25 protein-coding genes are annotated in these 23,383 nt (G+C 72.0%); 10 read left to right on the top strand and 15 right to left on the bottom strand.

The features are described 5' to 3' along the window. Positions 1–25 precede the first annotated feature (25 nt). Positions 26–790 (bottom strand): alpha/beta hydrolase, encoded by a 765-nt coding sequence (locus ADK54_RS26865; protein ID WP_053728303.1) that lies wholly within the window; start codon positions 788–790, stop codon positions 26–28. A 114-nt stretch (positions 791–904) separates the two neighbouring features. Here ADK54_RS26865 and ADK54_RS26860 point away from each other — a divergent pair, with 114 nt between their 5' ends. The 3 genes from ADK54_RS26860 to ADK54_RS26850 all read left to right on the top strand — a co-directional run bounded on the left by ADK54_RS26860 (position 905) and on the right by ADK54_RS26850 (position 3,260). Next, positions 905–2,059 carry an adenosine deaminase gene (locus ADK54_RS26860; RefSeq protein ID WP_053728302.1) on the top strand — a complete coding sequence of 385 codons (1,155 nt, stop codon included), beginning with the start codon at positions 905–907 and terminating at the stop codon, positions 2,057–2,059. A gap of 125 nt (positions 2,060–2,184) precedes the next feature. Beyond that, positions 2,185–2,490 (top strand): hypothetical protein, encoded by a 306-nt coding sequence (locus tag ADK54_RS26855; protein ID WP_053728301.1) that lies wholly within the window; start codon positions 2,185–2,187, stop codon positions 2,488–2,490. Positions 2,491–2,567: 77 nt separating this feature from the next. Then, on the top strand, positions 2,568–3,260 hold the full coding sequence (locus ADK54_RS26850; protein WP_159047909.1) for a hypothetical protein: 693 nt from the start codon (positions 2,568–2,570) through the stop codon (positions 3,258–3,260). A 16-nt stretch (positions 3,261–3,276) separates the two neighbouring features. On the opposite strand, the gene ADK54_RS26845 is transcribed toward ADK54_RS26850, so the two are convergent. The 5 genes from ADK54_RS26845 to afsQ1 all read right to left on the bottom strand — a co-directional run bounded on the left by ADK54_RS26845 (position 3,277) and on the right by afsQ1 (position 7,062). Then, positions 3,277–3,480 carry a PspC domain-containing protein gene (locus ADK54_RS26845; protein ID WP_053728299.1) on the bottom strand — a complete coding sequence of 68 codons (204 nt, stop codon included), beginning with the start codon at positions 3,478–3,480 and terminating at the stop codon, positions 3,277–3,279. Positions 3,481–3,576: 96 nt separating this feature from the next. Beyond that, positions 3,577–4,128 (bottom strand): VanZ family protein, encoded by a 552-nt coding sequence (locus ADK54_RS26840; protein ID WP_053728298.1) that lies wholly within the window; start codon positions 4,126–4,128, stop codon positions 3,577–3,579. Between the two features lie 90 nt (positions 4,129–4,218). After that, positions 4,219–4,842 carry a hypothetical protein gene (locus ADK54_RS26835; RefSeq protein ID WP_053728297.1) on the bottom strand — a complete coding sequence of 208 codons (624 nt, stop codon included), beginning with the start codon at positions 4,840–4,842 and terminating at the stop codon, positions 4,219–4,221. After that, on the bottom strand, positions 4,839–6,344 hold the full coding sequence (locus tag ADK54_RS26830; RefSeq protein ID WP_053728296.1) for a sensor histidine kinase: 1,506 nt from the start codon (positions 6,342–6,344) through the stop codon (positions 4,839–4,841). Before ADK54_RS26830 ends, ADK54_RS26835 begins: the two co-directional genes overlap by 4 nt. 40 nt (positions 6,345–6,384) lie before the next feature. Then, positions 6,385–7,062: a two-component system response regulator AfsQ1 gene (gene afsQ1, locus ADK54_RS26825; RefSeq protein WP_174248559.1), complete on the bottom strand. Its 678-nt coding sequence runs from the start codon at positions 7,060–7,062 to the stop codon at positions 6,385–6,387. Between the two features lie 191 nt (positions 7,063–7,253). On the opposite strand from afsQ1, the gene ADK54_RS26820 reads away from it, so the two are divergent. Next, positions 7,254–8,012, top strand: a complete 759-nt coding sequence (locus tag ADK54_RS26820) for a SigE family RNA polymerase sigma factor (RefSeq protein WP_053728294.1) — start codon at positions 7,254–7,256, stop codon at positions 8,010–8,012. A 113-nt stretch (positions 8,013–8,125) separates the two neighbouring features. On the opposite strand, the gene ADK54_RS26815 is transcribed toward ADK54_RS26820, so the two are convergent. Beyond that, positions 8,126–8,821, bottom strand: coding sequence for a hypothetical protein (locus ADK54_RS26815; protein ID WP_053728321.1), 696 nt, complete (start codon positions 8,819–8,821; stop codon positions 8,126–8,128). 66 nt (positions 8,822–8,887) lie between these two features. On the opposite strand from ADK54_RS26815, the gene ADK54_RS26810 reads away from it, so the two are divergent. Beyond that, positions 8,888–9,301 (top strand): hypothetical protein, encoded by a 414-nt coding sequence (locus tag ADK54_RS26810; protein ID WP_053728293.1) that lies wholly within the window; start codon positions 8,888–8,890, stop codon positions 9,299–9,301. A gap of 80 nt (positions 9,302–9,381) precedes the next feature. Here ADK54_RS26810 and ADK54_RS26805 read toward each other — a convergent pair whose 3' ends face one another. The 3 genes from ADK54_RS26805 to deoC are packed head-to-tail and all read right to left on the bottom strand — an operon-like array spanning position 9,382 to position 12,681. Then, a complete protein-coding gene (locus ADK54_RS26805) occupies positions 9,382–10,275 on the bottom strand; it encodes an aldehyde dehydrogenase family protein (protein ID WP_053728292.1) in 894 nt (297 codons plus the stop codon). Beyond that, positions 10,268–11,713, bottom strand: coding sequence for an aldehyde dehydrogenase family protein (locus tag ADK54_RS26800; protein WP_053728291.1), 1,446 nt, complete (start codon positions 11,711–11,713; stop codon positions 10,268–10,270). The genes ADK54_RS26805 and ADK54_RS26800 overlap by 8 nt, the downstream gene beginning before the upstream one ends. An 11-nt stretch (positions 11,714–11,724) precedes the next feature. Next, the gene (gene deoC, locus ADK54_RS26795; protein ID WP_078966657.1) at positions 11,725–12,681 is read right to left on the bottom strand and encodes a deoxyribose-phosphate aldolase; all 957 of its coding nucleotides are present in this window, start codon (positions 12,679–12,681) and stop codon (positions 11,725–11,727) included. Positions 12,682–12,924: 243 nt separating this feature from the next. Between deoC and ADK54_RS26790 the strand changes: the two genes are divergently transcribed. The 3 genes from ADK54_RS26790 to ADK54_RS26780 all read left to right on the top strand — a co-directional run bounded on the left by ADK54_RS26790 (position 12,925) and on the right by ADK54_RS26780 (position 15,268). Next, positions 12,925–13,917: a hypothetical protein gene (locus tag ADK54_RS26790; protein ID WP_053728289.1), complete on the top strand. Its 993-nt coding sequence runs from the start codon at positions 12,925–12,927 to the stop codon at positions 13,915–13,917. Between the two features lie 62 nt (positions 13,918–13,979). Further along, positions 13,980–14,594: a class F sortase gene (locus tag ADK54_RS26785; RefSeq protein ID WP_053728288.1), complete on the top strand. Its 615-nt coding sequence runs from the start codon at positions 13,980–13,982 to the stop codon at positions 14,592–14,594. Between the two features lie 38 nt (positions 14,595–14,632). Next, complete coding sequence (locus ADK54_RS26780) at positions 14,633–15,268, top strand: PH domain-containing protein (RefSeq protein ID WP_053728287.1); 636 nt, start codon at positions 14,633–14,635, stop codon at positions 15,266–15,268. Between the two features lie 6 nt (positions 15,269–15,274). Here ADK54_RS26780 and ADK54_RS26775 read toward each other — a convergent pair whose 3' ends face one another. From ADK54_RS26775 to ADK54_RS26760, 4 genes are all read right to left on the bottom strand, one after another. After that, positions 15,275–16,498, bottom strand: coding sequence for a hypothetical protein (locus ADK54_RS26775; RefSeq protein WP_053728286.1), 1,224 nt, complete (start codon positions 16,496–16,498; stop codon positions 15,275–15,277). Between the two features lie 166 nt (positions 16,499–16,664). Next, positions 16,665–18,353: a phospho-sugar mutase gene (locus ADK54_RS26770; RefSeq protein ID WP_053728285.1), complete on the bottom strand. Its 1,689-nt coding sequence runs from the start codon at positions 18,351–18,353 to the stop codon at positions 16,665–16,667. Between the two features lie 26 nt (positions 18,354–18,379). Next, positions 18,380–19,201, bottom strand: a complete 822-nt coding sequence (locus tag ADK54_RS26765; protein ID WP_053728284.1) for a purine-nucleoside phosphorylase — start codon at positions 19,199–19,201, stop codon at positions 18,380–18,382. Between the two features lie 258 nt (positions 19,202–19,459). Then, positions 19,460–19,897, bottom strand: coding sequence for a gamma-glutamylcyclotransferase (locus tag ADK54_RS26760; protein ID WP_053728283.1), 438 nt, complete (start codon positions 19,895–19,897; stop codon positions 19,460–19,462). 223 nt (positions 19,898–20,120) lie between these two features. Here ADK54_RS26760 and ADK54_RS26755 point away from each other — a divergent pair, with 223 nt between their 5' ends. Both ADK54_RS26755 and ADK54_RS26750 read left to right on the top strand, forming a co-directional pair. Then, positions 20,121–21,560, top strand: coding sequence for an NAD(P)H-quinone dehydrogenase (locus ADK54_RS26755; RefSeq protein WP_053728282.1), 1,440 nt, complete (start codon positions 20,121–20,123; stop codon positions 21,558–21,560). A 154-nt stretch (positions 21,561–21,714) separates the two neighbouring features. Next, positions 21,715–22,671: a DeoR/GlpR family DNA-binding transcription regulator gene (locus tag ADK54_RS26750; RefSeq protein ID WP_078966654.1), complete on the top strand. Its 957-nt coding sequence runs from the start codon at positions 21,715–21,717 to the stop codon at positions 22,669–22,671. 12 nt (positions 22,672–22,683) lie between these two features. On the opposite strand, the gene ADK54_RS26745 is transcribed toward ADK54_RS26750, so the two are convergent. Further along, on the bottom strand, positions 22,684–23,262 hold the full coding sequence (locus ADK54_RS26745; protein ID WP_053728280.1) for a TetR/AcrR family transcriptional regulator: 579 nt from the start codon (positions 23,260–23,262) through the stop codon (positions 22,684–22,686). Positions 23,263–23,383 lie beyond the last annotated feature (121 nt).

Below are 23,383 nucleotides of genomic sequence, written 5' to 3'. Positions count from 1 at the left end.
CTCAGTCGCGTGCCGAGCAACTCCCTCATTTGTTGAGGGACTTGCCGAATCCGACGGCCAGCGGCATCCGCAGCCCCAGCGGCGGGGGCGCGGCGAACGCGTCCGTGACCGGGCGGGCGTACGGGCGCGAGAAGAGCGTGCCGAAGACGAAGTCGACGGCCAGCGCGTGGACTTCGGGCCGGTGCTGGCGCAGCGCGTGGCCGTCCGAGTGCACCTCGAAGCGGCAGGTGTCCCGGTTGGCCTTCTTGACGCGCTCGGCGAGCCGGTAGGACAGCTCCGGGTCGCTGCGCGCGTCATTCGTACCGTGCACGATCATCACGCGCCGGCCCACCAGCTGCTTCACGGGCTCCAGCTCGGCCGCCACATCGTCCTCGGGGATCCAAGGGGCCAGCGCCAGAACGGAGTTGACGGCCGGGTGGCCTGCCGCTCGCAGCGCGGCCCGGCCGCCCATGCCGTGCCCGGCCAGGCACACGGGCACGTCTCCGTAGCGGCGTACGACCTCGTCCGCGGCCCAGTCGGCGTCCGTGGCGAGCCGGGCGTCGCCGCCGTTCCAGCCCTGGCCGCGGTAGTGCACGGCGTGTGCCACCAGGCCCTCCTCGCGGCCGTCCCGGGCCAGCCTGCGGGCCAGCGGCAGGGCGGCCGCGTACGCGATGGGGGAGGGCCGGCGTGCCGAGACGGGGTCGCCGTCCGGGAGCACGAGGACCACGCCGCTGACCGTCGCGCCGGTGCCGGTCGCCCCGACGGCCCGTCCCAGCCGGGCAGCAGGCAGGGGAATCGCTTGCTGTGCCATGGCAGAACAGTCTCAGAAGCCGGGGTGTACTCCACCCGTCTGCACGGTCACTGTTACGTATCGACGGCGTTCGGACGCCCGGTGATCTACGCGCGTAGGGGCTAGAGTGCGCAGATGACGAGCCAGACCGCATCCGTACCCACCCCGGATCAGATCAGCCGTGCCCCGAAGGTGCTGCTCCACGACCACCTCGACGGGGGTCTTCGACCCGGGACCATCATCGACATCGCCGAAGCGACGGGATATACGGGCCTGCCCGAGACCGAGGCCGACAAGCTCGGCATCTGGTTCCGCGAGGCCGCCGACTCGGGCTCCCTGGAACGGTACTTGGAGACCTTCGCGCACACCTGCGCCGTCATGCAGACCCGCGACGCGCTGTTCCGCGTCGCCGCCGAGTGCGCCGAGGACCTCGCCGAGGACGGTGTCGTCTACGCCGAGGTGCGCTACGCGCCCGAGCAGCACCTGGAGCAGGGGCTCACCCTCGAAGAGGTCGTCGAGGCGGTCAACGCGGGCTTCCGCGAAGGCGAGCGGCGGGCCCGCGCGAACGGCCACCGCATCCGGGTGGGCGCGCTGCTCACCGCGATGCGGCACGCGGCCCGCGCCCTGGAGATCGCCGAACTCGCCAACTCCTACCGGGACTCGGGCGTCGTCGGCTTCGACATCGCGGGCGCCGAGGCGGGCTTCCCGCCCACCCGCCACCTCGACGCCTTCGAGTACCTCAAGCGCGAGAACAACCACTTCACCATTCACGCCGGCGAGGCCTTCGGCCTGCCGTCGATCTGGCAGGCGCTCCAGTGGTGCGGCGCCGACCGGCTCGGCCACGGGGTGCGCATCATCGACGACATCGAGATCGCCGACGACGGCAGCGTGAAGCTGGGCCGGCTCGCCTCGTACGTCCGCGACAAGCGGATCCCGTTGGAGATGTGCCCGACGTCGAACCTCCAGACCGGCGCCGCCACCTCCTACGCCGACCACCCCATCGGGCTCCTCCGCAAGCTGCACTTCCGGGCCACCGTGAACACGGACAACCGGCTGATGTCGGGCACCAGCATGAGTCAGGAATTCGAGCACCTGACGAATGCCTTCGGCTACACACTGGAGGACATGCAGTGGTTCACGGTCAATGCGATGAAATCAGCATTCATTCCTTTCGATGAACGACTGGCCATGATCAATGACGTGATCAAGCCCGGATATGCCGAGCTGAAGTCCGAATGGCTGTTCCAGCAGACCGCTACGACCAGCGGTTCTGCGGTCGCGGGCGGCTGATCTTAGATATAGGAAAACGGCCGGGAGTGTGAACTCGCGGCCGTTTTCCTGTGTTTGCGGCCCGGGTGGTCGGCTGACTAGCTTGACGAGTCGCTCACCTTTCCCACCCCAAGGACATATTTCTGATGAAGCAGTCTGCCAAGACGCTCGGTGTCGTTGCTCTCGGTGCCGCCTTCGCCGCCGCTGCCGCCGGGACGGCGTCCGCCGTCCCCGCGCTTCCGAACCTGGGACCACTGTCGACCGTCACCACGGGGACCCCGGTCGGCACCGTCGGCAAGGCGCTGCCCGCGGCCACCCCCAAGAAGACCCCGGCCGTCCAGCAGCAGTACAGCAGCGACCCGGTGGGCAGCCTGCTCGGCGGAATGCCGACCGGCCCGGTGGCGAACAACCTCTCCGGCGCCGCCACCCTGCCCGGCGGCCTCACCGGCTGAGCCCCCTCACGCCCTGCCGGGGCGCACACCCGTGAGCCGGGTGTGCGCCCCGGCAGTGTGTGAGTAGGGTCTGGATCATGCGTCCGAAGGCATGCGCCCGTGCGGCGGTGCTCACCCTGACCGCGCTGCTCGGCGCCGCGTGCACCGGGCCCCCGGACGGCCCGGTCGAATCCGTGAGCGGCCAGAAGTGGACGCCAACCGGCTTGTGGCGGGCGGCACTTGAGGCAAACGACGTGCCCGGATACGAGACCTCCGGCGACCCCTCGCCCGACGCGGTCCGGGACGCCCCGATCGCCGACCGCGCCGTGTGCGCGCCGCTCGCCGAAGTGATGGGCGAGGCGCCCGACGACCGGGCCCGCGCGACGGTGAGCCGGGGCCTCGGCTCACGGCGGACGCCGGGCCTCGCGGTATCGGCCTCGCTGTCCGCGTACGCGACACAGGACGCGAAGCACCTGATCGCGGAGCTGAGGACGGCGCTGGCCCGCTGCGGCAAGGAATTCACCACGGTCCTCGACGGCCGCAGGGCCGCCTACCGGGATGTGCGGGCCGTGCCGTACGCGGCGAACGGCGACGAGTCGGTCAGCTGGACGGCGTCCGCGCTCGCCCAAGGGGCGCCTGCGCCGGTGCACATCGTGGTGGTGCGCCAGGGCGCCACCATCGTGCGGTTCATGGCGATCAACCTGTCCGGGCGGGCGCCCGCGACGGTGACCGTGCCGCACGAGGTCGCCGACCGGCAGCTCGACAAGCTGGCCCGGACCGTCAAGGGCTGAGAGGCGAGGGCTCCGACTACCAGGCGGCGCGCGGCGACTTCTCGCCGGGGATCAGGGCCCACATCGCCAGGTAGATCAGGAACTGGGGTCCCGGCAGCAGGCACGAGACGAGGAAGATCACGCGCATCGTGGTCGCGGAGGTGCCGAAGCGCCGTGCCAGCGCTGCGCACACCCCGCCGATCCGGCGGCCTTCGGTCGGGCGGACAAGAGGGGCGCTCATGGCGGGCTCCTTCGGAGCTGGAGTGGGGAGCCGCTTCTTGGGGGCTCCCTTGCGATGTCTCCATGCTCCCGTCCGGAACGCGGGCGGACCATCGGGCTAAGGAGCGATCCCGACCCTGGGAATCGTCGGGGTACGCCCCTGAGGGGACTCCTCCCGAAGGACGGGGGCGGGCTGCTCGCGCTCGTTCCTGCGGCGCAGGCCCCGTCGTCCGGCCGGCACCACGGCGAGGTGGGCGAGGGCGACACCGGTGGTGTTCAGGAGCAGCGAGTCCACATCGGGGACCTGGCCGGGCACGGCCGTCTGCAGCAGGGCGATGCCGAGCGAGATCAGCGCTCCGGCGAGCACGGTGCGTACCAGGGAGGCGAGCGGGGAGACCTGGAGGCGGCCGCCGACCATCGGGAGCAGCACCCCCAGCGGGGCGAGCAGCAGCAGACCCTCGCCGATCCGGTGGGCGGCCTCAAGGGGGCCGAGCGCGAGGTCGGCCTTGATGCCGGCGAGCGGCGTCAGATTGGTGGCCGTCACCCACATCACGTCCCGTGGCCGCAGCGAGGTCCACGCCACGAGCAGCAGATGCGCGAGGAGGAGGACGAACCCCACCACGCGGAACCGGATGACGGCGCTGCCGCCTTGACCATGACGCTGCTGCACGCCCCCCAAGACGCCGCCCGCGGCGGGAACGGTTCCGCCGCGGACGGGTGATTCCGTTTGCCCGCCCGCGGGCCGCCCACCGGACTCCCGCTAGGTGCGGGTGGGGCGGGGGATGTCGCCGAGGGTGGCCGCGCTGTCCGGCCGGGACTTCATCTCCGAGGTGCAGGTGTAGCCGCGGGCCGGGTCCTCGCCGGGGCCGCCGAGCACCACCTGCTGGCTGCCGGGCGCGGTCGGGGTGTTCTCCGCGTACGTGCAGACCACCTGTGACAGGGCGAGCGCGGAGAGGTCCTCCGGGTTGCGGCTCAGGCGCAGCGCGCCCGCCGGGTCGTTCTTGTGGGCCGCCGTGACGGTGAGCGGGGCCTTGACCTCGGTGGCGAACCCGGCGTCCTTCTCGTCACCCGACGGCTGGGCCATGAGCTCGTCGAGCAGCGCCTGCGCGAAGCGGAGCCGGTCCTCGGCCCCCCTGCTCTCCGGGATCCGTACCGAACGCTGGGTCGTGACCAACTGCGCCCCGCACACCAGATAGACCTGCACGGTGATGCCCTCGAACTGCGGGGCGACCGCGCCGTTCGGCACCTCGCACGGCACCCGGGACGGCGCCGGGCCCGCGTCGACCGGGACCGAGGTGGGCCGGATGCCGCAGCCGGTGGCGGCGCCGCCCAGCGTGAGCAGCCCGGCCAGCGCGGCGGCTGCCCGGAGAAGTCGTCCTCTCACTGCTCCGCGCCCCCTTCCGGCGTCTCGGCGGTGGCGGGCTCGGTGGCGTCCAGCGGAAGCCGCAGCACGAACACGGCGCCGCCTTCGGGAGAGTTGGCGGCGGTGATGTCGCCGCCGTGGATGTGCGCGTTCTCCATCGCGATGGACAGGCCGAGCCCGCTGCCCTCGGAGCGCGGCCGCGAGGCGCTGGCCTTGTAGAACCGGTCGAAGACGTGCGGCAGTACGTCCTCGGGGATCCCGGGCCCGTGGTCGCGTACCGCGATCACCAGCTCGTCGCCCTCGACGCGGACCGCGACCCGGACCGGCGAGCCGCCGTGCTTGAGGGCGTTGCCGATCAGGTTGGCGAGGACGACGTCGAGGCGGCGCGGGTCGACGCGGGCCATGATGCCGCGCTCGGCGTCGAGTTCGACGGCGTCCAGCCAGGCCCGGGTGTCGATGCACGCGGTGATCTGGTCGGCGATGTCCACGTCGTCCAGGACCAGTCGGGCCGTGCCCGCGTCGAAGCGGGTGACCTCCATCAGGTTCTCGACCAGGACGTTCAGCCGCCGGGTCTCGGAGACCACGAGGCGCACGGCGGGCGCGATCATCGGGTCGAGGCTGTCCTCCTCCTCGTCGAGGACCTCGGCGACGGCGGTGAGCGCGGTCAGCGGCGTACGCAGTTCGTGCGACATGTCGGCGACGAAGCGGCGGCTGGCCTCCTCGCGCGCGCTCATGTCGGTGACCTTCTTCTCCAGGTTCTCGGCCGTCCGGTTGAACGTCCTTGAGAGATCGGCGAGTTCGTCCGTGCCGGAGACCCTGAGGCGGGTGTCGAGCTTGCCCTCGCCGAGCCTGCGCGCCGCGTCCCCGAGCCGCTGCACCGGCCGCAGCACGGTGGTGGCGGCCGCCTGCGCGAGCAGCGCCGAGGCGAGCAGCGCGAGGAAGGTGGCGATGCCGAGCGACCAGGCGAGGGAGTTGAGATCGCGCCGCTCCTGGTCGAGCGGGGCCAGCATGTATCCGGTCGGCCCGGCCCCGATGATCTTCGTGCCGCCGACCAGATACGGGTGCCCGCGCAGCGTGATCCGCTGCCAGAACAGGTGGTACGGGTAGGCGTTGGCCTCGGTGACCTTCTGCTTCTTGTTGACCGCGTCCTGCAGCGACGTGGGTACGTCGTCGAGCGTGAAGCCGTCCACGTTCGACGCCCCGACGATCGGCTTGCCGGGGGCGCGCTCGGCCACCAGCAGCACGTTGTAACGCGAGTTGCTGCTGTCCGCCATCTGCTTGGCGGCCACCTGCAGATCGTGCTCGACCGGCTGCAACGGCAGCGAGGCGGCCCGGTTCTGCATGCCCTGCCGGAAGTCGTTGAGCGCCGAGTCCTGCGTGCGGACCAGGACGGCCTCGCGGTTGAGCCAGTACGCGATGCCGGACGCGGAGACGGCCGCGGTCAGCGCGACGAGCGCGAACACCACGACGAGGCGCAGCCGCAGACTGGTCCAGCGCAGACCGGCGAGTATCGCTCGCTTCACTTGCCCTGCTTATCGGGGGTACGGGGGTGGTGCGACGGGTTCACGAGGGGGTGTCCAGGCGGTAGCCCACGCCACGGACGGTACGGATCAGCGTCGGTGAGGACGGCACGTCCTCGACCTTGGCGCGCAGCCGCTGCACACAGGCGTCGACGAGCCGGGAGTCGCCGAGGTAGTCGTGCTCCCACACCAGCCGGAGCAGCTGCTGGCGGGACAGCGCCTGGCCGGGTCGGCGGCTCAGTTCGAGGAGCAAGCGCAGCTCGGTGGGCGTGAGTTGGAGGTCCTCGCCGTTCTTGGTGACGGTCATCGCGGCCCGGTCGATCACCACGTTGCCGAACGCCGCCGAGTCGGTGGCCTCCCGCTCGCCGCGCCGCAGGACGGCCCGGATCCGGGCGTCGAGGACCCGCCCCTGGACCGGCTTGACCACATAGTCGTCGGCGCCGGACTCCAGGCCCACCACCACGTCGATGTCGTCGTTGCGCGCGGTCAGCAAGATGATCGGCAGCTGGTCGGTGCGCCGGATCCGGCGGCACACCTCGAAGCCGTCGATCCCGGGCAGCATCACGTCCAGCACGATCAGGTCCGGCCGCTGCTCGCGCAGCAGTTTCAGGCCGTCCTCTCCCGTCGCCGCGGTGGCCACACGGTGGCCCTGGCGTGACAGGGAGAGTTCGAGGGCCGTGCGGATGGCGTCGTCGTCCTCGATCAGCAACAGGAAAGGCACAGAGGTCATTCTGGCCCATGGGGGAGAGGAGCACGACCCCCGTCCGGCCTCCGGCCCGCAACTACGTGCGACGGGACCGCTGTGACGCCCCTGTGACAGTCGACGGACACCTCCATGAAACTGCCCGGGCAAGCTCTTCCTCGTAACCAAGCACGCCGAATGAAACAGACTCCACCGACGGGGGGCGCGAGATGAACGCACTGCACAGCACCAACTCCAGCGCAGTTGTGACGCGTCTCCACGACGTCGTACGGAGCGAGAAGTCCGGTGCCACGAGTGTGCGGGGGTGTGCTCGCGGCACCGGGCGTCAGCACCTGTCGTTCATGACGGTGATTGACGCCCCTTCGGTTCCGGTCGCGGGGGCCGGGAACGGGGGGAGCAGCGGGGAAGCGGCGTACAGGGCGGCATCGGGGGAGCGGACGAGCCTGTCGGAGGCGGAGTTCACCGCCTACGTCCAGGAGCGCCGCGCCTCCCTGTACGCGACCGCCTACCACCTGACCGGTGACCGCTACGAGGCGGAGGACCTGCTGCAGAGCGCCCTGTTCTCCACCTACCGGGCCTGGGACCGCATCAGCGACAAGGCGGCGGTCGGCGGCTATCTGCGCCGCACGATGACCAATCTGCACATCAGCGCCTGGCGGCGGCGCAAGCTCAACGAGTACCCGACCGAGGAGCTGCCGGAGACGGCCGGCGACACGGACGCGATGCGCGGCACCGAACTGCGCGCGGTGCTCTGGCAGGCGCTGGCCCGCCTTCCCGAACTGCAGCGCACGATGCTGGTGCTGCGCTACTACGAGGGTCGTACGGATCCGGAGATCGCGGACATCCTCGACATCAGTGTCGGCACGGTGAAGTCCAGCATCTGGCGCTCGCTGCGCCGGCTGCGCGAGGACGAGGTCCTCAGCTTCGGCCGTGACGAGGAGGAGTCCTTCGGCGAGCTGGTGGCCTGAAGGTCTGGGGGAGGGACGCGGGTGGTCCGCGGGGGACACGGGGGCCACTCACGGGGGTAACGGGGGAAGCGGCGGGGCCATCGGCCCCGCCGCTTCATTTCGTACGCCTTCGGCTAGGCGGCCGCCGCCGTGCGGCAGCGGCCGGCCGCCGCGCCCGCGATGCGGCCGAGCGCCTCCTCCTTGCCGCAGGGGTGGGCGCCGAGCGCCGTCTGGCGGGCGACGATCGCGCGCTCGGCGCGCATCAGGCGCCAGCCGCGGCGCAGCAGGAACGCCACCGACTTGCGGCCCTCCTTCAGATCGCGCAGCAGCCTGCGGCGGAAGGTGGTGGAGGGCCGGCCGCGCAGGCAGATCGCGTCCGCCAGCACCCCGAGCTCCTGGCAGCGGGTCACGACGTCGGCGGCGAAGATGCCCTCCGCGATGAACAGCGGGGTGCGGTCGATGCCGAGCGCGGTGGTGCCGGTGATGGAACTCGTCGCGATCGAGTAGACCGGCACGGCGGTGCGCCCCGTGCGGCACAGCTCGGTGATGGCGCGGACGGCGGCGTCCGCGTCCCAGGACAGCGGGGAGTCCCAGTCGATGTCCGAACTGCCCGCCACCAACGGCAGGGTCGGGTCGTCCCCTTCTTTGTAGAAGTCGTCGAGGCGCAGCACGGGCAGGTCCGTGCGGGCGGCGAGGGACGACTTGCCGGAGCCGGAGGGCCCCGACAGCAGGACGACGCGCGTCGCAATGGCAGATGAACTCACGGGACACCAGTGTGAGCCATGCACCCGGGAGTGGTACCCCTCGGGGAGGCCGTTGGTATCGAGTATCACATCTCAACTACGCTTCGTGATCGCGTGATTACGCATCTTCCGTACGAGAGTGAGTGGGATCCCATGGGACATCACGAGGCCCCCAACCCCGCCAGGGCCCTGCGTCACAGGGCGCTGCTGCGGGCCGGGCTCACCGTCACCGCGGTCGGCGCGGCCCTGGCCGGAGCGGGTTCGGCGGCGCAGGCCGCGCCCGCGGCCGAGGCTCCCGCGGCGGGCCAGAACGCGATGGCCACCGACCTCGCGGCGGCCGCGCAGGGGGTCACCGGGGCGACCGGCTACGCGATCGCGCCCGCGAAGACGCTGCGGGTCGACCCGCTGGCCAACACGGGGGTCGACCCGCTGGACAACGGCGTGGGCGCCCAGGTCGCCGACTTCAAGCCCGTCTCCACGGCGATGGCGACGAGCCCGGTGACGAGCGGCGGCGCCCTCAAGGACCTCCCGCTCACCGGCCGGGCCGCGGGGCTGCTGCCCGGCTGAGCCCGTGCACCCGTAGCCGGGACCCGGGCGTGCCTGAGGCCCCCGCCGGTCCAACTGGCGGGGGCCTCAAGGGAGTTGACTCAGTACGCCGAGCCGGACGCGCCCAGCGAACCCGTCGGGTGCCAGACCGTCTTGGTCTCCAGGAACGCGGTGAGGCGGTCGGTGCCCGGGTCCGCGGTGAAGTCCACGGCCTTGGGGCGCACGACGCGCTTGAGGTTGTCCGCCGCCGCGATCTCCAGGTCGCGCGCCAGGTCGGTGCCGGCGCCCGTCAGGTCGATCGCGTTGACGTCCTGGTGCGCGGCCAGCGGCGCCGCGATCTCCGCCGTCCTCCCGGACAGGACGTTGACCACGCCGCCCGGCAGGTCCGAGGTGGCGAGCACCTCGCCGAGCGAGAGCGCCGGGAGCGGCGCCTTCTCGGAGGCGATCACGATCACGGTGTTGCCGGTCGCGATGACGGGGGCGACGACCGAGACCAGGCCAAGGAAGGACGAGTCCTGCGGGGCCAGGACCGTGACGACGCCGGTCGGCTCGGGGGTGGAGAGGTTGAAGAACGGGCCCGCCACCGGGTTCGCCCCGCCCACGACCTGGCCGATCTTGTCGGTCCAGCCCGCGTACCAGACCCAGCGGTCGATGGCCGCGTCCACGACCGCGGCGGCCTTGGACCTGGATAGGCCCTCCGCCTCGGCGACCTCGCGCACGAACTGGTCCTTGCGGCCCTCCAGCATCTCGGCGATGCGGTAGAGGATCTGGCCCCGGTTGTACGCGGTCGCGCCCGCCCACCCGCCGAACGCCTTGCGGGCCGCGACGACCGCGTCCCGCGCGTCCTTGCGGGAGGAGAGGGGCGCGTTGGCCAGCCACTTGCCCTTGCTGTCGACCACTTCGTACACCCGGCCGCTCTCGGAACGCGGGAACTTCCCGCCCACGTACAGCTTGTAGGTCTTGAAGACGCTCAGCCGCGTCGGAGTCTCAGACATCGAGGTAGCCCTCCAGGCCGTGCCGGCCGCCCTCGCGGCCGAAGCCCGACTCCTTGTAGCCGCCGAACGGCGAGGTCGGGTCGAACTTGTTGAACGTGTTGGCCCAGACGACGCCGGCGCGGAGCTTGTTCGCGACCGCGAGGATGCGCGAGCCCTTCTCCGTCCAGATGCCGGCGGAGAGGCCGTACTGGCTGTTGTTGGCCTTGGCGACGGCCTCGTCCGGGGTGCGGAAGCTCAGCACCGAAAGGACCGGGCCGAAGATCTCGTCGCGGGCGATGGTGTGCGCCTGGGTGACGTTCGTGAACAGCGTCGGGGCGAACCAGTAACCGGCCGAGGGCAGGTCGCACGGCGCGGTCCAGCGCTCGGCGCCCTCCGCCTCGCCCGTCTCGGTGAGCGCGGTGATCCGGGCCAACTGCTCGGCCGAGTTGATCGCGCCGATGTCGGTGTTCTTGTCCAGCGGGTCGCCGAGGCGCAGCGTGGACAGGCGGCGCTTGAGCGAGTCGAGCAGCTCGTCCTGGATCGACTCCTGGACGAGCAGGCGCGAGCCCGCGCAGCAGACCTGGCCCTGGTTGAAGAAGATGCCGGTGACGATGCCCTCGACGGCCTGGTCGATGGGCGCGTCGTCGAAGACGATGTTGGCGCCCTTGCCGCCCAGCTCCAGGGTGACCTTCTTGGACGTGCCGGCCACCGAGCGGGCGATGGCCTTGCCGACGGCGGTCGAGCCGGTGAAGGCGACCTTGTCGACGTCCGGGTGCTCGACCAGGGCCGCGCCCGCGTCGCCGTACCCGGTGAGGATGTTGACGACGCCCTTGGGCAGGCCCGCCTGGCGGCAGATGTCCGCGAAGAACAGCGCCGACAGGGGCGTGGTCTCGGCGGGCTTCAGGACGACCGTGTTGCCCGTGGCCAGCGCCGGGGCGATCTTCCAGGCCAGCATCAGGAGCGGGAAGTTCCACGGGATGACCTGGCCCGCGACGCCCAGGGCGCGCGGGTTGGCTCCGAACCCGGCGTGGTCGAGCTTGTCGGCCCAGCCCGCGTAGTAGAAGAAGTGCGCGGCGACCAGCGGGAGGTCCGCGTCGCGGGTCTCCTTGATCGGCTTGCCGTTGTCCAGGGTCTCCAGGACGGCCAGCTCGCGGCTGCGCTCCTGGATGATCCGGGCGATGCGGAACAGGTACTTGGCGCGCTCGGAGCCGGGCAGCGCCGACCACTTCACGAACGCCTTGCGCGCGGCCTGCACGGCCCGGTCCACGTCCTCGGCGCCGGCCCGGGCGACCTCGGACAGGACCTCCTCGGTGGACGGCGAGACGGTCTTGAAGACCTTGCCGTCGGCGGCCTCGGTGAACTCGCCGTCGATGAACAGGCCGTAGGAGGGGGCGATGTCGACGACCGAGCGCGACTCGGGCGCGGGCGCGTACTCGAACGCGGCCGTCTTCTTTTCCATTGCCATGGTGATCAGTCCACCGTCACGTAGTCGGGGCCGGAGTAGCGGCCGGTCGCCAGCTTCTGACGCTGCATCAGCAGGTCGTTGAGCAGCGAGGAGGCGCCGAAGCGGAACCAGTGGTTGTCCAGCCAGTCCTCGCCCACGGTCTCGTTGACCAGGACCAGGAACTTGATGGCTTCCTTGGTGTTGCGGATGCCGCCGGCCGGCTTCACGCCGACCTGCGTCCCCGTCTGGGCGCGGAAGTCCCGTACGGCTTCGAGCAGTACGAGGGTGTTGGCGGGGGTGGCGTTGACCGCGACCTTGCCCGTGGAGGTCTTGATGAAGTCGGCGCCGGCCATCATGCCGAGCCAGCTGGCGCGGCGGATGTTGTCGTACGTCGACAGCTCACCGGTCTCGAAGATGACCTTGAGGCGGGCCCTGTCGCCGCACTCGGCGCGGACGGCCGCGATCTCCTCGTACACCTTGAGGTAGTGACCGGCCAGGAACGCGCCCCGGTCGATCACCATGTCGATCTCGTCGGCGCCGGCCGCGACCGCGTCCCGTACGTCCGCGAGCTTGACCGGCAGCGCCGCGCGGCCCGCCGGGAAGGCGGTGGCGACGGACGCGACCTTGACGTCGGAGCCCTTCAGCACCTCCTTGGCGGTCGCCACCATGTCCGGATAGACGCAGACGGCGGCGGTGTGCGGGGTGGTGCGGTCGGTCGGATCGGGGTGGACGGCCTTGGCGGCGAGCGCCCGGACCTTGCCCGGGGTGTCCGCGCCTTCCAGGGTCGTCAGGTCGATCATCGAAATGGCCAGGTCGATGGCGTACGCCTTGGCCGAGGTCTTGATCGAGCGGGTGCCGAGGGACGCGGCGCGCGCTTCCAGGCCCACCGGGTCGATGCCGGGGAGCCCGTGGAGGAAGCGGCGCAGCGCGCCGTCGGACGCGGTCGCGTCGGCGAAGGCAGCTGCGGGTGCATTGGTGGGCATGGTCACCAGATGAGCATATCTACGCGCGTAGCTGCCTGTACAGCCCCCGGGGCTCAGGTGAGCGGGGGTGAGCTCTGTCACGCGCCTGTGACATGGAGCGGACGCTTCTCGCACAGGTGCTCCATAGATTTCCTTCTGCAGCCCCGCCCAGCCTCAACGGCCCCACCCGGCAGAGGAGGCGGCATGCAACCTCTCCTTCTTCCTCCTCCGGCCGCTCGGCCGCCCTGCTCCACGGAGTCGTTCATGTCGACCTACACCCGCACCTCGCTCCGCGCCGCGATCGCCACCGCCGCGCTCGCCGCAGCCTTCCTCACCCCGGCGGCGGCCTTCGCGGCCACGTCGGCCCCGGCCCCGGCCTCTGCCTCGTCCGCCAACCGCTACGACGGTGAGAAGGTCCTCGTCTACAAGGACGCAGGCCACGGCGTGCTCGCGGTGCTCCGCAACGGGGCCGAGGGCCCCGAGGCGTGGCTGCGCGCGGCCGGTCCGGACTGGAAGCCGGGCGACGCCTGGGCGTTCAGGGTGCTGGGCGCGGTGACCCGGCAGGAGCCGAGCGTCACGGTGACCGAGTTCGTCCCCGGCCTCAAGGCGCAGCTGCTCAACGCCGGGACCGCCACACCGGTGCTGCGGATTACCGCCCCCGACGGCACTGTGAAGACGTACGACCTGCCCAAGGGCGCCCCGGCCAAGCCGTCGCCGAAGCCGAGCGACAAGCCGTCGGCGAAGCCGGGCCAGAAGCCGTCCGAGCCCGTCGCAACCAAGGGCTGCACGGTGACGCGGCGCGAGAACATCGGGGCCGGCACGCTCGCCGTCCTGTCGATCGGAACGCAGGGCCCCTCCGTCACGTTCGAGGCCGGCGACCACACCCCGGTCAAGGGCCTGGGCAAGCTCGACCGTCGGCACCCCAAGCTGCCCGGCTCGGCCGGCATCTACGCCGAGATCCTCAACCCCTACGGATCCGCACCGCAGTTGAAGACCCGGACCCAGGGCGGCGACACCCCCTACGGCTACGCCGCCTTCCCGAAGCTGCCCAAGGGCTGCACCCCCGACGGCACTTCCACCCCGGCCGCGGGCGGCGGCCAGACCACGGTCGTACCCAAGGGCGCCGTAGCGGCCGGCGCCGACTTCAAGCAGGGCGGCGGTGACGACACCGCGCTGATCGCGGGCGGCGCGGGGCTCGTCGTGGCCGGAGCGGGCGGGTACGTGGCGTTGCGCCGGCGGGGCGCCGCCCGCATCTGACCGCCCCGGGCGGGCCGCCCCACCGGCGGCCCGCCCTCCTCACGGCCCTCCCGGAGCACCCCATGTCCCGTACCCGTGCGGCCCGTTCGGCCGCCGCAGCCCTGTTCGTGCTCGCCGTCGGCGTCTCGGCCGCGGGCTGCGGCTCCGGTCCCGCGAAGCCCACCGAGCCCCCGAACATCTCCGCCGCCTCCAGCGCCCTTGCCGCCCCCAAGGCCGCGACCGCGCTGCCCGCCGCCAAGCCGGTACGGGTGAGGATCCCGGCGGCCGGGGTCGACGCGGGCCCCGTCCTCGACCTCGGGCTCGCCGCCGACGGCAGCGTCGAGGTGCCCTCCGTCGCCGACGCCGACAAGATCGGCTGGTACGACAAGGGCGTCACCCCGGGCCAGACCGGGCCCGCCGTGCTCATCGGCCACTTCGACACCGTCGACGGCCCGGCCGTCCTGAAGAACGTCTCCAAGGTCAGGGTCGGCGACATGATCTCGGTCGCCCGCGCCGACGGGAAGACCGCCGAGTTCAAGGTCCGCGCGCTCGAACAGGTCGACAAGAAGACCTTCCCGACCCAGAAGGTGTACGGCAACACCGACCGCCCCGAGCTGCGCGTCATCACCTGCGGCGGCGAGCTGACCGGCGGGCACCGCCCCGACAACATCATCCTGTACGCGGATCTGGTGGCCTGAGCGAAACCCGTCCCAGGGGCGTGAGGCAGAATCGGGCCATGACGAGCCCCACGCCGCCCGCCGAGCCGGCCTACGCCGACCGGACCTACCGCTCACCCGCCGGTATCGCCGGCGGCGCGCTGCTGCTTGCGATCGGTATCTGGCTCGGCGTCGACGCCGTGGCCCAGGGCCACGGCAACGCCCCCTGGCTGGCGCTCGCCGTGCTGCTGTGCGCGGTGCCGCTGATCGTCGCCTTCAGCTTCCGCCCCGCGGTGTTCGCGAGCGCCGACCGGCTCCTGGTGCGCAACCCCTTCCGTACGATCACGCTGCCCTGGGCGTCCGTGGCGGACGTGCGGGCCGGGTACTCCAGCGAGGTCTTCGACCAGTCCGGCGGCAAGTACCAGCTGTGGGCGATCCCCGTCTCGCTGCGCCAGCGCAAGCGGGCCGCCCGCCGTCAGGTGCGGGACGCCACGGTCGACGGACAGATCGGCGTCTCGGTCACGGCCGACGTCACCGACGCCAAGGCGCGCATGGCGCCCACCGACCAGTCCATCCGGGACCTGCGCGAGCTCGCCGAACAGGGCGCCTCGCGCGAGAGCGCACAGGGCGCGGTCGGCGTCCGCTGGGCGTACGAGGTCATCGCGCCCGCGGTGGCCGGGGCGGTCCTGTTCGTCGTCCTGATCGCCATCGGCTGACCCGGGTCACGGCGGGCCCGGCCACACCAGGAGCATGTACGCGCCGAGCCACGCCGAGGACAGGGTGGCGGCGCCGAGCACCAGGGCGGTGACCGTGCGGCGGGCCCGCGCCAGCGCGAGCGCGACCGGCAGGAGCAGCGGGAATCCGGGGACCAGGAAGCGGGCCCGCGGGAAGTAGACGCCGCCGCTGCCGAGGACGACCAGGAGCAGCGCCCCGGTGAACACCAGCAGGACCAGCGGCTGGCGGTCGGCGAGCGAGAGCAGGTACAGCCCGCCGGACAGGATCAGGACCAGGGTGACCAGGACCAGGAACAGCGGCGGCCGGTTCGCGTACACGAGGAGGGAACGCATGTCGCGCAGGGTGCCGATGCCGCCGTCCCACTCGTTGTCCCACACCTTCTGCACCGCGAAGTAGCCGTCCCAGCGGCCGAGCCGCAGCCCCACCCAGGCCACGTAGCCGCACCAGCCGGCCGGTGCGAGCAGACCGCCGAGCACCAGGCGCCGGTCGAACTCCCGGGCGCGTACGAGGGCCACCAGGGCGGTCAGTGAGACCGCGGCCGCGATCGCGATGCCGGTGGGGCGGGTCAGGCCCGCGAGCGCCGCCAGAGAGCCCGCCCAGACCCAGCGCCGGGTCAGCACGCAGTGCAGCGCCCACGCCGTGAGCGCGGTGAACAGGGACTCGGTGTAGCCCATCCACTGGACGACGCCGACCGGCAGCGCCGCCCACAGCACCGTGAGCAGGGCGCCCGTGCGGCGGCCGTGCAGGCGGTCGCCGACCGCGAACACGCCGCACGCGGCGACCAGCGAGCACCCGATCGCGAGCAGCAGCCCGACGCTGGCCCGCGAGCCGGGCGTGACGGCCGCGACCGCCTTGACCAGGCACGGGTACAGCGGGAAGAAGGCCAGGTTGTTCAGCTGGCCGGTGTGCAGCGAGTGGACGTAGCCGTGGTCGGCGATGCCGAGGTACCAGTTGGAGTCCCAGGACGTGGCGAGCGTCGGCCAGATCCCGTGGTGGCGCACGTGCGCCCACTTCGCGAGGACGAGCAGCCCGAAGAGGCGGACCACGAGATAGCCGAGCAGCGCGGGCCCGGCGTACCGAAGGGCGGTGCGCGCCCGCTCCCCGGCCGGCGGCCGGCCGGCCGTGCCGCGCGGGGCCGGGTGCCGGCGGGCGGCGGGGACGGGACGGCGACCGACCGCGGTCGTCGCCGGTGACGGTGCGGTCGGGGACACGGCGACAGCTCCTTGGCTCGGGCACGGCGAGAGGTACGGGTCACCCTTTCTCGCAAGTCCCCGCCGAATGCCGCACCGCTGCGTCAACTGCCGTACGAAATCACTCGAAAGCGGGAGTGGGGCGGTGGTCGATTGACCACCGCCCCACTCTGTTGCGTGCCGTCCGTCAGATGCCGGCGGCCGCCGCGAGGTCCTTCTTGATGCCGGTGAGCAGCTCGGCGGCCTTGGCGCGGGCCGCGTCCAGCTCGTCGGCCGAGCCGACCGGGACCACGACCTCCAGGTAGCACTTGAGCTTCGGCTCGGTGCCGCTCGGGCGCACGATCACCCGGGCGCCCTCCAGGTAGTACCGCAGACCGTCGGTGGGCGGCAGCTGCTCGGTGCCCTCCGTGAGGTCCTCCGCCTTGGTGACGGCGAGACCGGCGAGCGCGGTCGGCGGCTGCTCGCGCAGCCGGGCCATCGCGTCCGAGATCACGGTGAGGTCCTCGACGCGGACCGACAGCTGGTCGGTGGCGTGCAGGCCGTGCGCCAGAGCCAGCTCGTCCAGGAGGTCCAGGACCGTGCGGCCCTGCTCCTTCAGGACGGAGGCGAGCTCGGCGACGAGCAGGGCGGCCGTGATGCCGTCCTTGTCGCGCACGCCCTCGGGGTCGACGCAGTAGCCGAGCGCCTCTTCGTAGCCGTAGCGCAGACCGTCCACGCGGGCGATCCACTTGAACCCGGTGAGCGTCTCCTCGTAGCCGAGCCCCGCGGCCTCGGCGATGCGGCCGAGCAGCGAGGACGACACGATCGACTCGGCGAACACGCCGGACACGCCCTTGGTGACCAGGTGGGCGGCGAGCAGCGCGCCGACCTCGTCGCCGCGCAGCATCCGCCACTCGCCGTCCCGGTCCTTGACCGCGGCCGCGCAGCGGTCGGCGTCCGGGTCGTTGGCGATCACGATGTCGGGGTTCGTGCGGCGGGCCGTCGCGAACGCCAGGTCCATCGCGCCCGGCTCCTCCGGGTTCGGGAAGGCGACCGTCGGGAACGCCGGGTCGGGCTCGGCCTGTTCGGCCACGAGGACCGGCTCGGGGAACCCGGCCCGCGCGAACGCGGCGAGCAGCACGTCCTTGCCGACGCCGTGCATCGCCGTGTAGACGACGTTCGCGGTGCGCGGCGACCCGGGGGTCAGCACCGCGTCCGTACGCGCCAGATAGGCGTCCAGGACCTCGTCCCCGAGCACCTCCCAGCCGCTCTCGGGCCGCGGCACATCGTGCAGCGAGGCGACCGCGTCGATCTCGGCGGCGATCTCCGCGTCCGCGGGCGGCACGATCTGCGAGCCGTCGCCGAGGTACACCTTGTAGCCGTTGTCCCGCGGCGGGTTGTGACTGGCCGTCACCTCGACGCCGGCCACGGCGCCCAAGTGCCTTATGGCGTAGGCGAGTACGGGGGTGGGCAGCGGCCGGGGCAGGACGGCCGCCTTCAGCCCGGCGCCGACCATGACGGCCGCCGTGTCCCGCGCGAAGTCCGCGGACTTGTAGCGGGCGTCGTAGCCGATGACGACGAGCCCGCCCGCCCGTCGCCCACCACCACCCTCAACCGAGAGCGCTTCGCGCTCACCCTCTCGATCCTGGCCCTTCGCCTTCAGGTACGCGGCGAGCCCGGCGGCGGCCCGGATGACGACCGAACGGTTCATCCGCATCGGCCCGGCGCCCAGCTCGCCGCGCAGCCCGGCGGTGCCGAACTGCAGCGTGCCGCTGAACCGCGCGGCCAATTCCTCGGCGTCCGCGCTCTCGATGAGCTTCGCGAGCTCCTCGCGCGTCTCGCTGTCGGGGTCCTCGGCCAGCCAGGCCTGGGCCCGCGCGATCAGGTCCTGCGTCACGTTGTCAGCCTTTCGCGAAAAGGGGATCAGATGCGGTCGAGTACCCGGGTGAGCAGCTCGCCCATGCGCGCCGCCGAGTCGCGGCCCGCCTGGAGCACCTCTTCGTGGTTGAGCGGCTCACCGGTCAGACCGGCGGCGAGGTTGGTGACGAGCGAGATCCCGAGGACCTCCGCGCCGGCCTCGCGGGCGGCGATGGCTTCGAGCACGGTCGACATGCCGACCAGGTCGCCGCCGAGCACGCGGACCATGTTGATCTCGGCCGGGGTCTCGTAGTGCGGGCCGGGGAACTGGACGTAGACGCCCTCTTCCAGGGTCTCGTCGACCTCCTTGCACAGCGCGCGAAGGCGCGGCGAGTACAGGTCGGTGAGGTCCACGAAGTTGGCGCCGATGATCGGCGAGGTGGCCGTCAGGTTGAGGTGGTCGCTGATGAGGACCGGCTGGCCGGGGCGCATGCCCTCGCGCAGACCACCGCAGCCGTTGGTCAGCACGACGGTCTTGCAGCCGGCGGCGACGGCGGTGCGCACACCGTGCGAGACGGCGGCGACGCCGCGGCCCTCGTAGAAGTGCGTACGGCCGAGGAAGACCAGCGCGCGCTTGTCACCGATCTTGTACGAGCGGATCTTGCCGCCGTGTCCCTCGACGGCCGGCGGCGGGAAGCCGGGCAGCTCGGTCACGGGGAACTCGGCCTCGGGGGCGCCGAGGGCGTCGACGGCCGGCGCCCAGCCGGAGCCCATCACCAGGGCGACGTCGTGGGTCTCGGCGCCGGTGAGCTCGCGCAGGCGCGCGGCGGCGGCGTCGGCGGCGGCGTGGGGGTCCTGGAGCAGGTCCGGGGTGGCAGATGCGTTCACTGAGTCTCTCGCCTCGCGAAGGAACGTCGTCCCGCCCGGTGACTGTCCGGCCGGGTCCGGGGGTTTTCCCCCGGTAAAGAAGAATTACGCGCACGAGCGTAACCGCTGAAGTCCTACGCGCGTAGATGTGCAGGATAACGGACCTGGCCGATCCCTTTGTGGCTTCGCACGAAAGCGGCGCCGTTCCATCGCGCCGCAAAGGGGCGAAGCCCGGACCTGACCTTGCTTTTCAAGGAGGGCCGGGCTTCGGGGCCGGCCTCAGCAGGGCCGCTTGCGGAGTTCCATCACATAGTCGTGCGGCGCGCCCGCGGACTCGGCCGCGTCGGCCAGCTCGCCCAGGTACCGCGCCGAGGGCAGGCCGCCCTCGTACCCGTTCAGGACGTACAGCCAGGCCGCGTCCTCGCCGTCCAGCGTGTGCACGCGCACCCGCATCCGGCGGTAGATGTCGAGCCCGACCCCCTCCCACCGGTCCATCGACTCCTCGTCGAGCGGCGCGATGTCGTACAGGGCGACGAAGACCTGCGAGCGGGGTGCCTCGACGATCGTCGCGAGGGCGCCCTCCCAGCCCATCTGCTCCCCGCCGAACGTCAGGCGCCAGCCGTTGAGCCAGCCGGTGCCGCGCAGCGGGGAGTGCGGGGCGCGGCGGGTCATCAGCCGCGGATCCAGGTTGCCGGCGTACGCGGCGTAGAGCGACATGGTGTCGAGGGTACGACAGTGGCCCGCGGGGGTACTTCGCGCGGCCCGCCCGCGTCCGGGCCCGGCGGATCGCGCCACGGCGGCCGAATGCCGCCCCCGGGGCGAGGACACTTGAAGCGTGCGGGACAATGAGGTACGTACTGCGTTCCCCCGGGGCCCCGCCCCGGACCCCCGGCCGGGCGGGCAGGCAGGCCGGGATCGACACTACGAGGCGGACTTTTTCGTGACGCGGATCGTGATCATCGGTGGCGGACCGGGCGGATACGAGGCGGCCCTGGTGGGCGCCCAGCTCGGTGCGGAGGTGACCGTCGTGGACTGCGACGGTCTGGGCGGGGCGTCGGTGCTCACCGACTGCGTGCCGTCGAAGACCCTGATCGCGACGGCCGAGGTGATGACCACCTTCGACTCTTCGTACGAGGAGTTGGGCATCCTCGTCGCCGACGACACGCCACCCGAGGAGCAGTCCGCCCGCGTCGTCGGCGTGGACCTCGGCAAGGTCAACCGACGCGTCAAGCGCCTCGCGCTCGCCCAGTCCCACGACATCACCGCCTCCGTGACCCGGGCCGGCGCCCGCGTCATGCGCGGCCGCGGCCGGCTCGCCGGGCCGCAGGGCATCGACGGCACGCGCGACGTCATCGTCACGGCGGCCGACGGCACCGAGGAGATGCTCACCGCCGAGGCCGTCCTGATCGCCACCGGCGGCAGCCCGCGCGAGCTGCCCGACGCGCAGCCCGACGGTGAGCGGATCCTCAACTGGACGCAGGTGTACGACCTGGACGAGCTCCCCGAGGAGCTCATCGTGGTCGGATCCGGCGTCACCGGCGCGGAGTTCGCCGGCGCGTACCAGGCGCTCGGCTCCAAGGTCACCCTCGTCTCGTCCCGCGACCGGGTGCTGCCGGGCGAGGACCCGGACGCGGCCGCCGTCCTGGAGGACGTGTTCCGCCGCCGCGGCATGAACGTCATGGCCCGCTCGCGCGCCGAGTCCGCCAAGCGCGTCGGCGACCGCGTCGAGGTCACCCTCTCCGACGGCCGCGTCATCAGCGGCTCCCACTGCCTGATGGCCGTCGGCGCGATCCCCAACACCGCGAACATGGGTCTTGAGGAGTCGGGCGTCCGCCTCAAGGAGTCCGGCCACATCTGGACCGACAAGGTCTCGCGCACCTCCGCCCCCGGCGTGTACGCGGCCGGCGACGTGACCGGCATCTTCGCGCTGGCCTCGGTCGCCGCCATGCAGGGCCGGATCGCGATGTACCACTTCCTGGGCGACGCGGTGGCCCCGCTGAACCTGAAGACCGTCTCCTCCAACGTCTTCACCGACCCGGAGATCGCCACCGTCGGCTACACGCAGGCCGACGTGGACGCGGGCAAGATCGAGGCCCGCGTCGTCAAGCTGCCGCTCCTGCGCAACCCGCGCGCCAAGATGCAGGGCATCCGGGACGGCTTCGTCAAGATCTTCTGCCGGCCGGGCACCGGCATCATCGTGGGCGGCTGTGTCGTGGCCCCGCGCGCGAGTGAACTGATCCATCCGATCTCGATCGCGGTCGACAACAATCTGACGGTCGAGCAGATCGCGAATGCGTTCACCGTGTACCCGTCGCTGTCGGGCTCGATCGCCGAAGTGGCCCGTCAGCTGCACACCCGCAAGAAGGCCGGAGAGGCGTAACTTCCCTGGTGGGACAGGGGGTTGTCGAGTGGGACGCGAGGCCTGGGAGACCCGGGCCGGGCGTATACCACTCGGTGACCCCCTTTGAGTGCACCTTCTGTTATTCGGCGCAAACTGCTGAGAATATTCGGCCGCTCAGGTTACTGTCAGTTTCGTGTTCGCTGCAGAACGTCGCCAATTGATCCTCGAAATGGTGCGCGCCAACGGGGCGGTATCGCTCCGTGAGCTCGCCCGCGTCGTCCAGACCTCCGAAGTGACCGTACGGCGGGACGTGCGGGCGCTGGAGGCAGAAGGACTCCTCGACCGCCGGCACGGCGGTGCGGTGCTGCCGGGCGGGTTCACCCGCGAATCCGGCTTCCCGCAGAAATCCCATCTAGCGACCGCGGAGAAGACGGCCATCGCCGACCTCGCCGCCGGTCTCGTCGAAGAGGGCGAGGCCATTGTGGTCGGCGCGGGGACCACCACGCAGGAGCTGGCCCGCCGGCTCGCGCGGGTTCCCGGCCTGACCGTCGTCACCAACTCCCTCTTGGTGGCACAGGCGTTGGCGCACGCCAACCGGGTCGAGGTCGTCATGACCGGGGGCACCCTGCGCGGCTCCAACTACGCCCTGGTGGGCAGTGGTGCCGAGCAGTCCCTCCAGGGCCTCCGGGTCTCCCGCGCCTTCCTGTCGGGAAGCGGCCTGACGGCCGAACGCGGCCTGTCCACCTCGAACATGCTCTCCGCGAGCGTGGACCGCGCGCTGGTGCAGGCCGCCGCCGAGGTCGTGGTCCTCGCCGACCACACCAAGCTCGGCACCGACACCATGTTCCAGACGGTGCCGACCGACGTGATCACCCGCCTGGTCACCGACGAGCCGCCGGGCCACGACGACCGTGCCGCCACCGAGTTGCAGGCGCTGGCCGACCAGGGCGTGCAGATCGCCGTGGCGGGCCCCGCGGGCGCGGGCGGCGAGTCCGCGCCCGGCCGCCCCCCGCGCCGCGACATGCCGCTCCCCGGCCAACGCCGCACCCACGGCCCCGGTACGGGCCCGCAGTTGCGCAGCGCGGCATCGATGGGCGAGCCGCAGGGGCCGGGCGAACGGGCGCGGGTCGCGGATCTGCGACGGCGCTGAGGCGGACACTCCCTAGTCCTTGAGGCCCCGGTAGGTCAGGGCGAGCAGGCGGTCGGCCAACTCCGGGTCGTCCGGGGACTGTTCGGCCGCCAGCGCGATGGCGTTGGTCAGCTGCATGAGGTCGGCGATGGTGACGTCGGCTCGTACGGAACCGGCTTCCCGGGCCCGTACGAGCAGGGCGTCGCCCGCCTCCCGCATCGGCTCGCTGCACCTGGCCAGGGCCGAACTCGCGTCTCCCGAGGCCGACATGAGGGCGCGGGCCAGGCCCCGGTACACCCCCGCGTGCGTGATGATGGCGCGCAGCCACTCGATGAGCGCGGTGCAGGGCTGCTCGGCGCGCAGCAACTCCCTTGAGCGGTCCAGGAGTACGTCCACCTCGCTCTGGAACACCGCGCTCAGCAGGGCGTGGCGGGTGGGGAAGTGCCGGTACAGGGTGCCGATGCCCACGCCGGCCCTGCGGGCCACGTCCTCCAGGGAGGTGTCCGTGCCGTGCTCCGCGAAGGCGGTGCGGGCTACGGCGAGCAGGCGGTCGTGATTGCGCCGCGCGTCCGCCCTGAGGGGCCGGAGCCCCGCCCCCGTTTTCCCATCCATGGCCCCAGCATGCCACCCGGACCCACCGGGGGTGGCAGGCCGGCAGCGCCGGGGCTCCGCCCCAGACCCCGTTGGTTCCCCCGCCCCGCCCCTTCCCGCAGGGTGTTACAGCGGGGAGGGG

Source organism: Streptomyces sp. WM6378, from assembly GCF_001279695.1.
Lineage (GTDB): Bacteria > Actinomycetota > Actinomycetes > Streptomycetales > Streptomycetaceae > Streptomyces.
The sequence above is the reverse complement of the archived record's forward strand: the minus strand, read 5'-3'. Positions and strand labels throughout refer to the sequence as shown.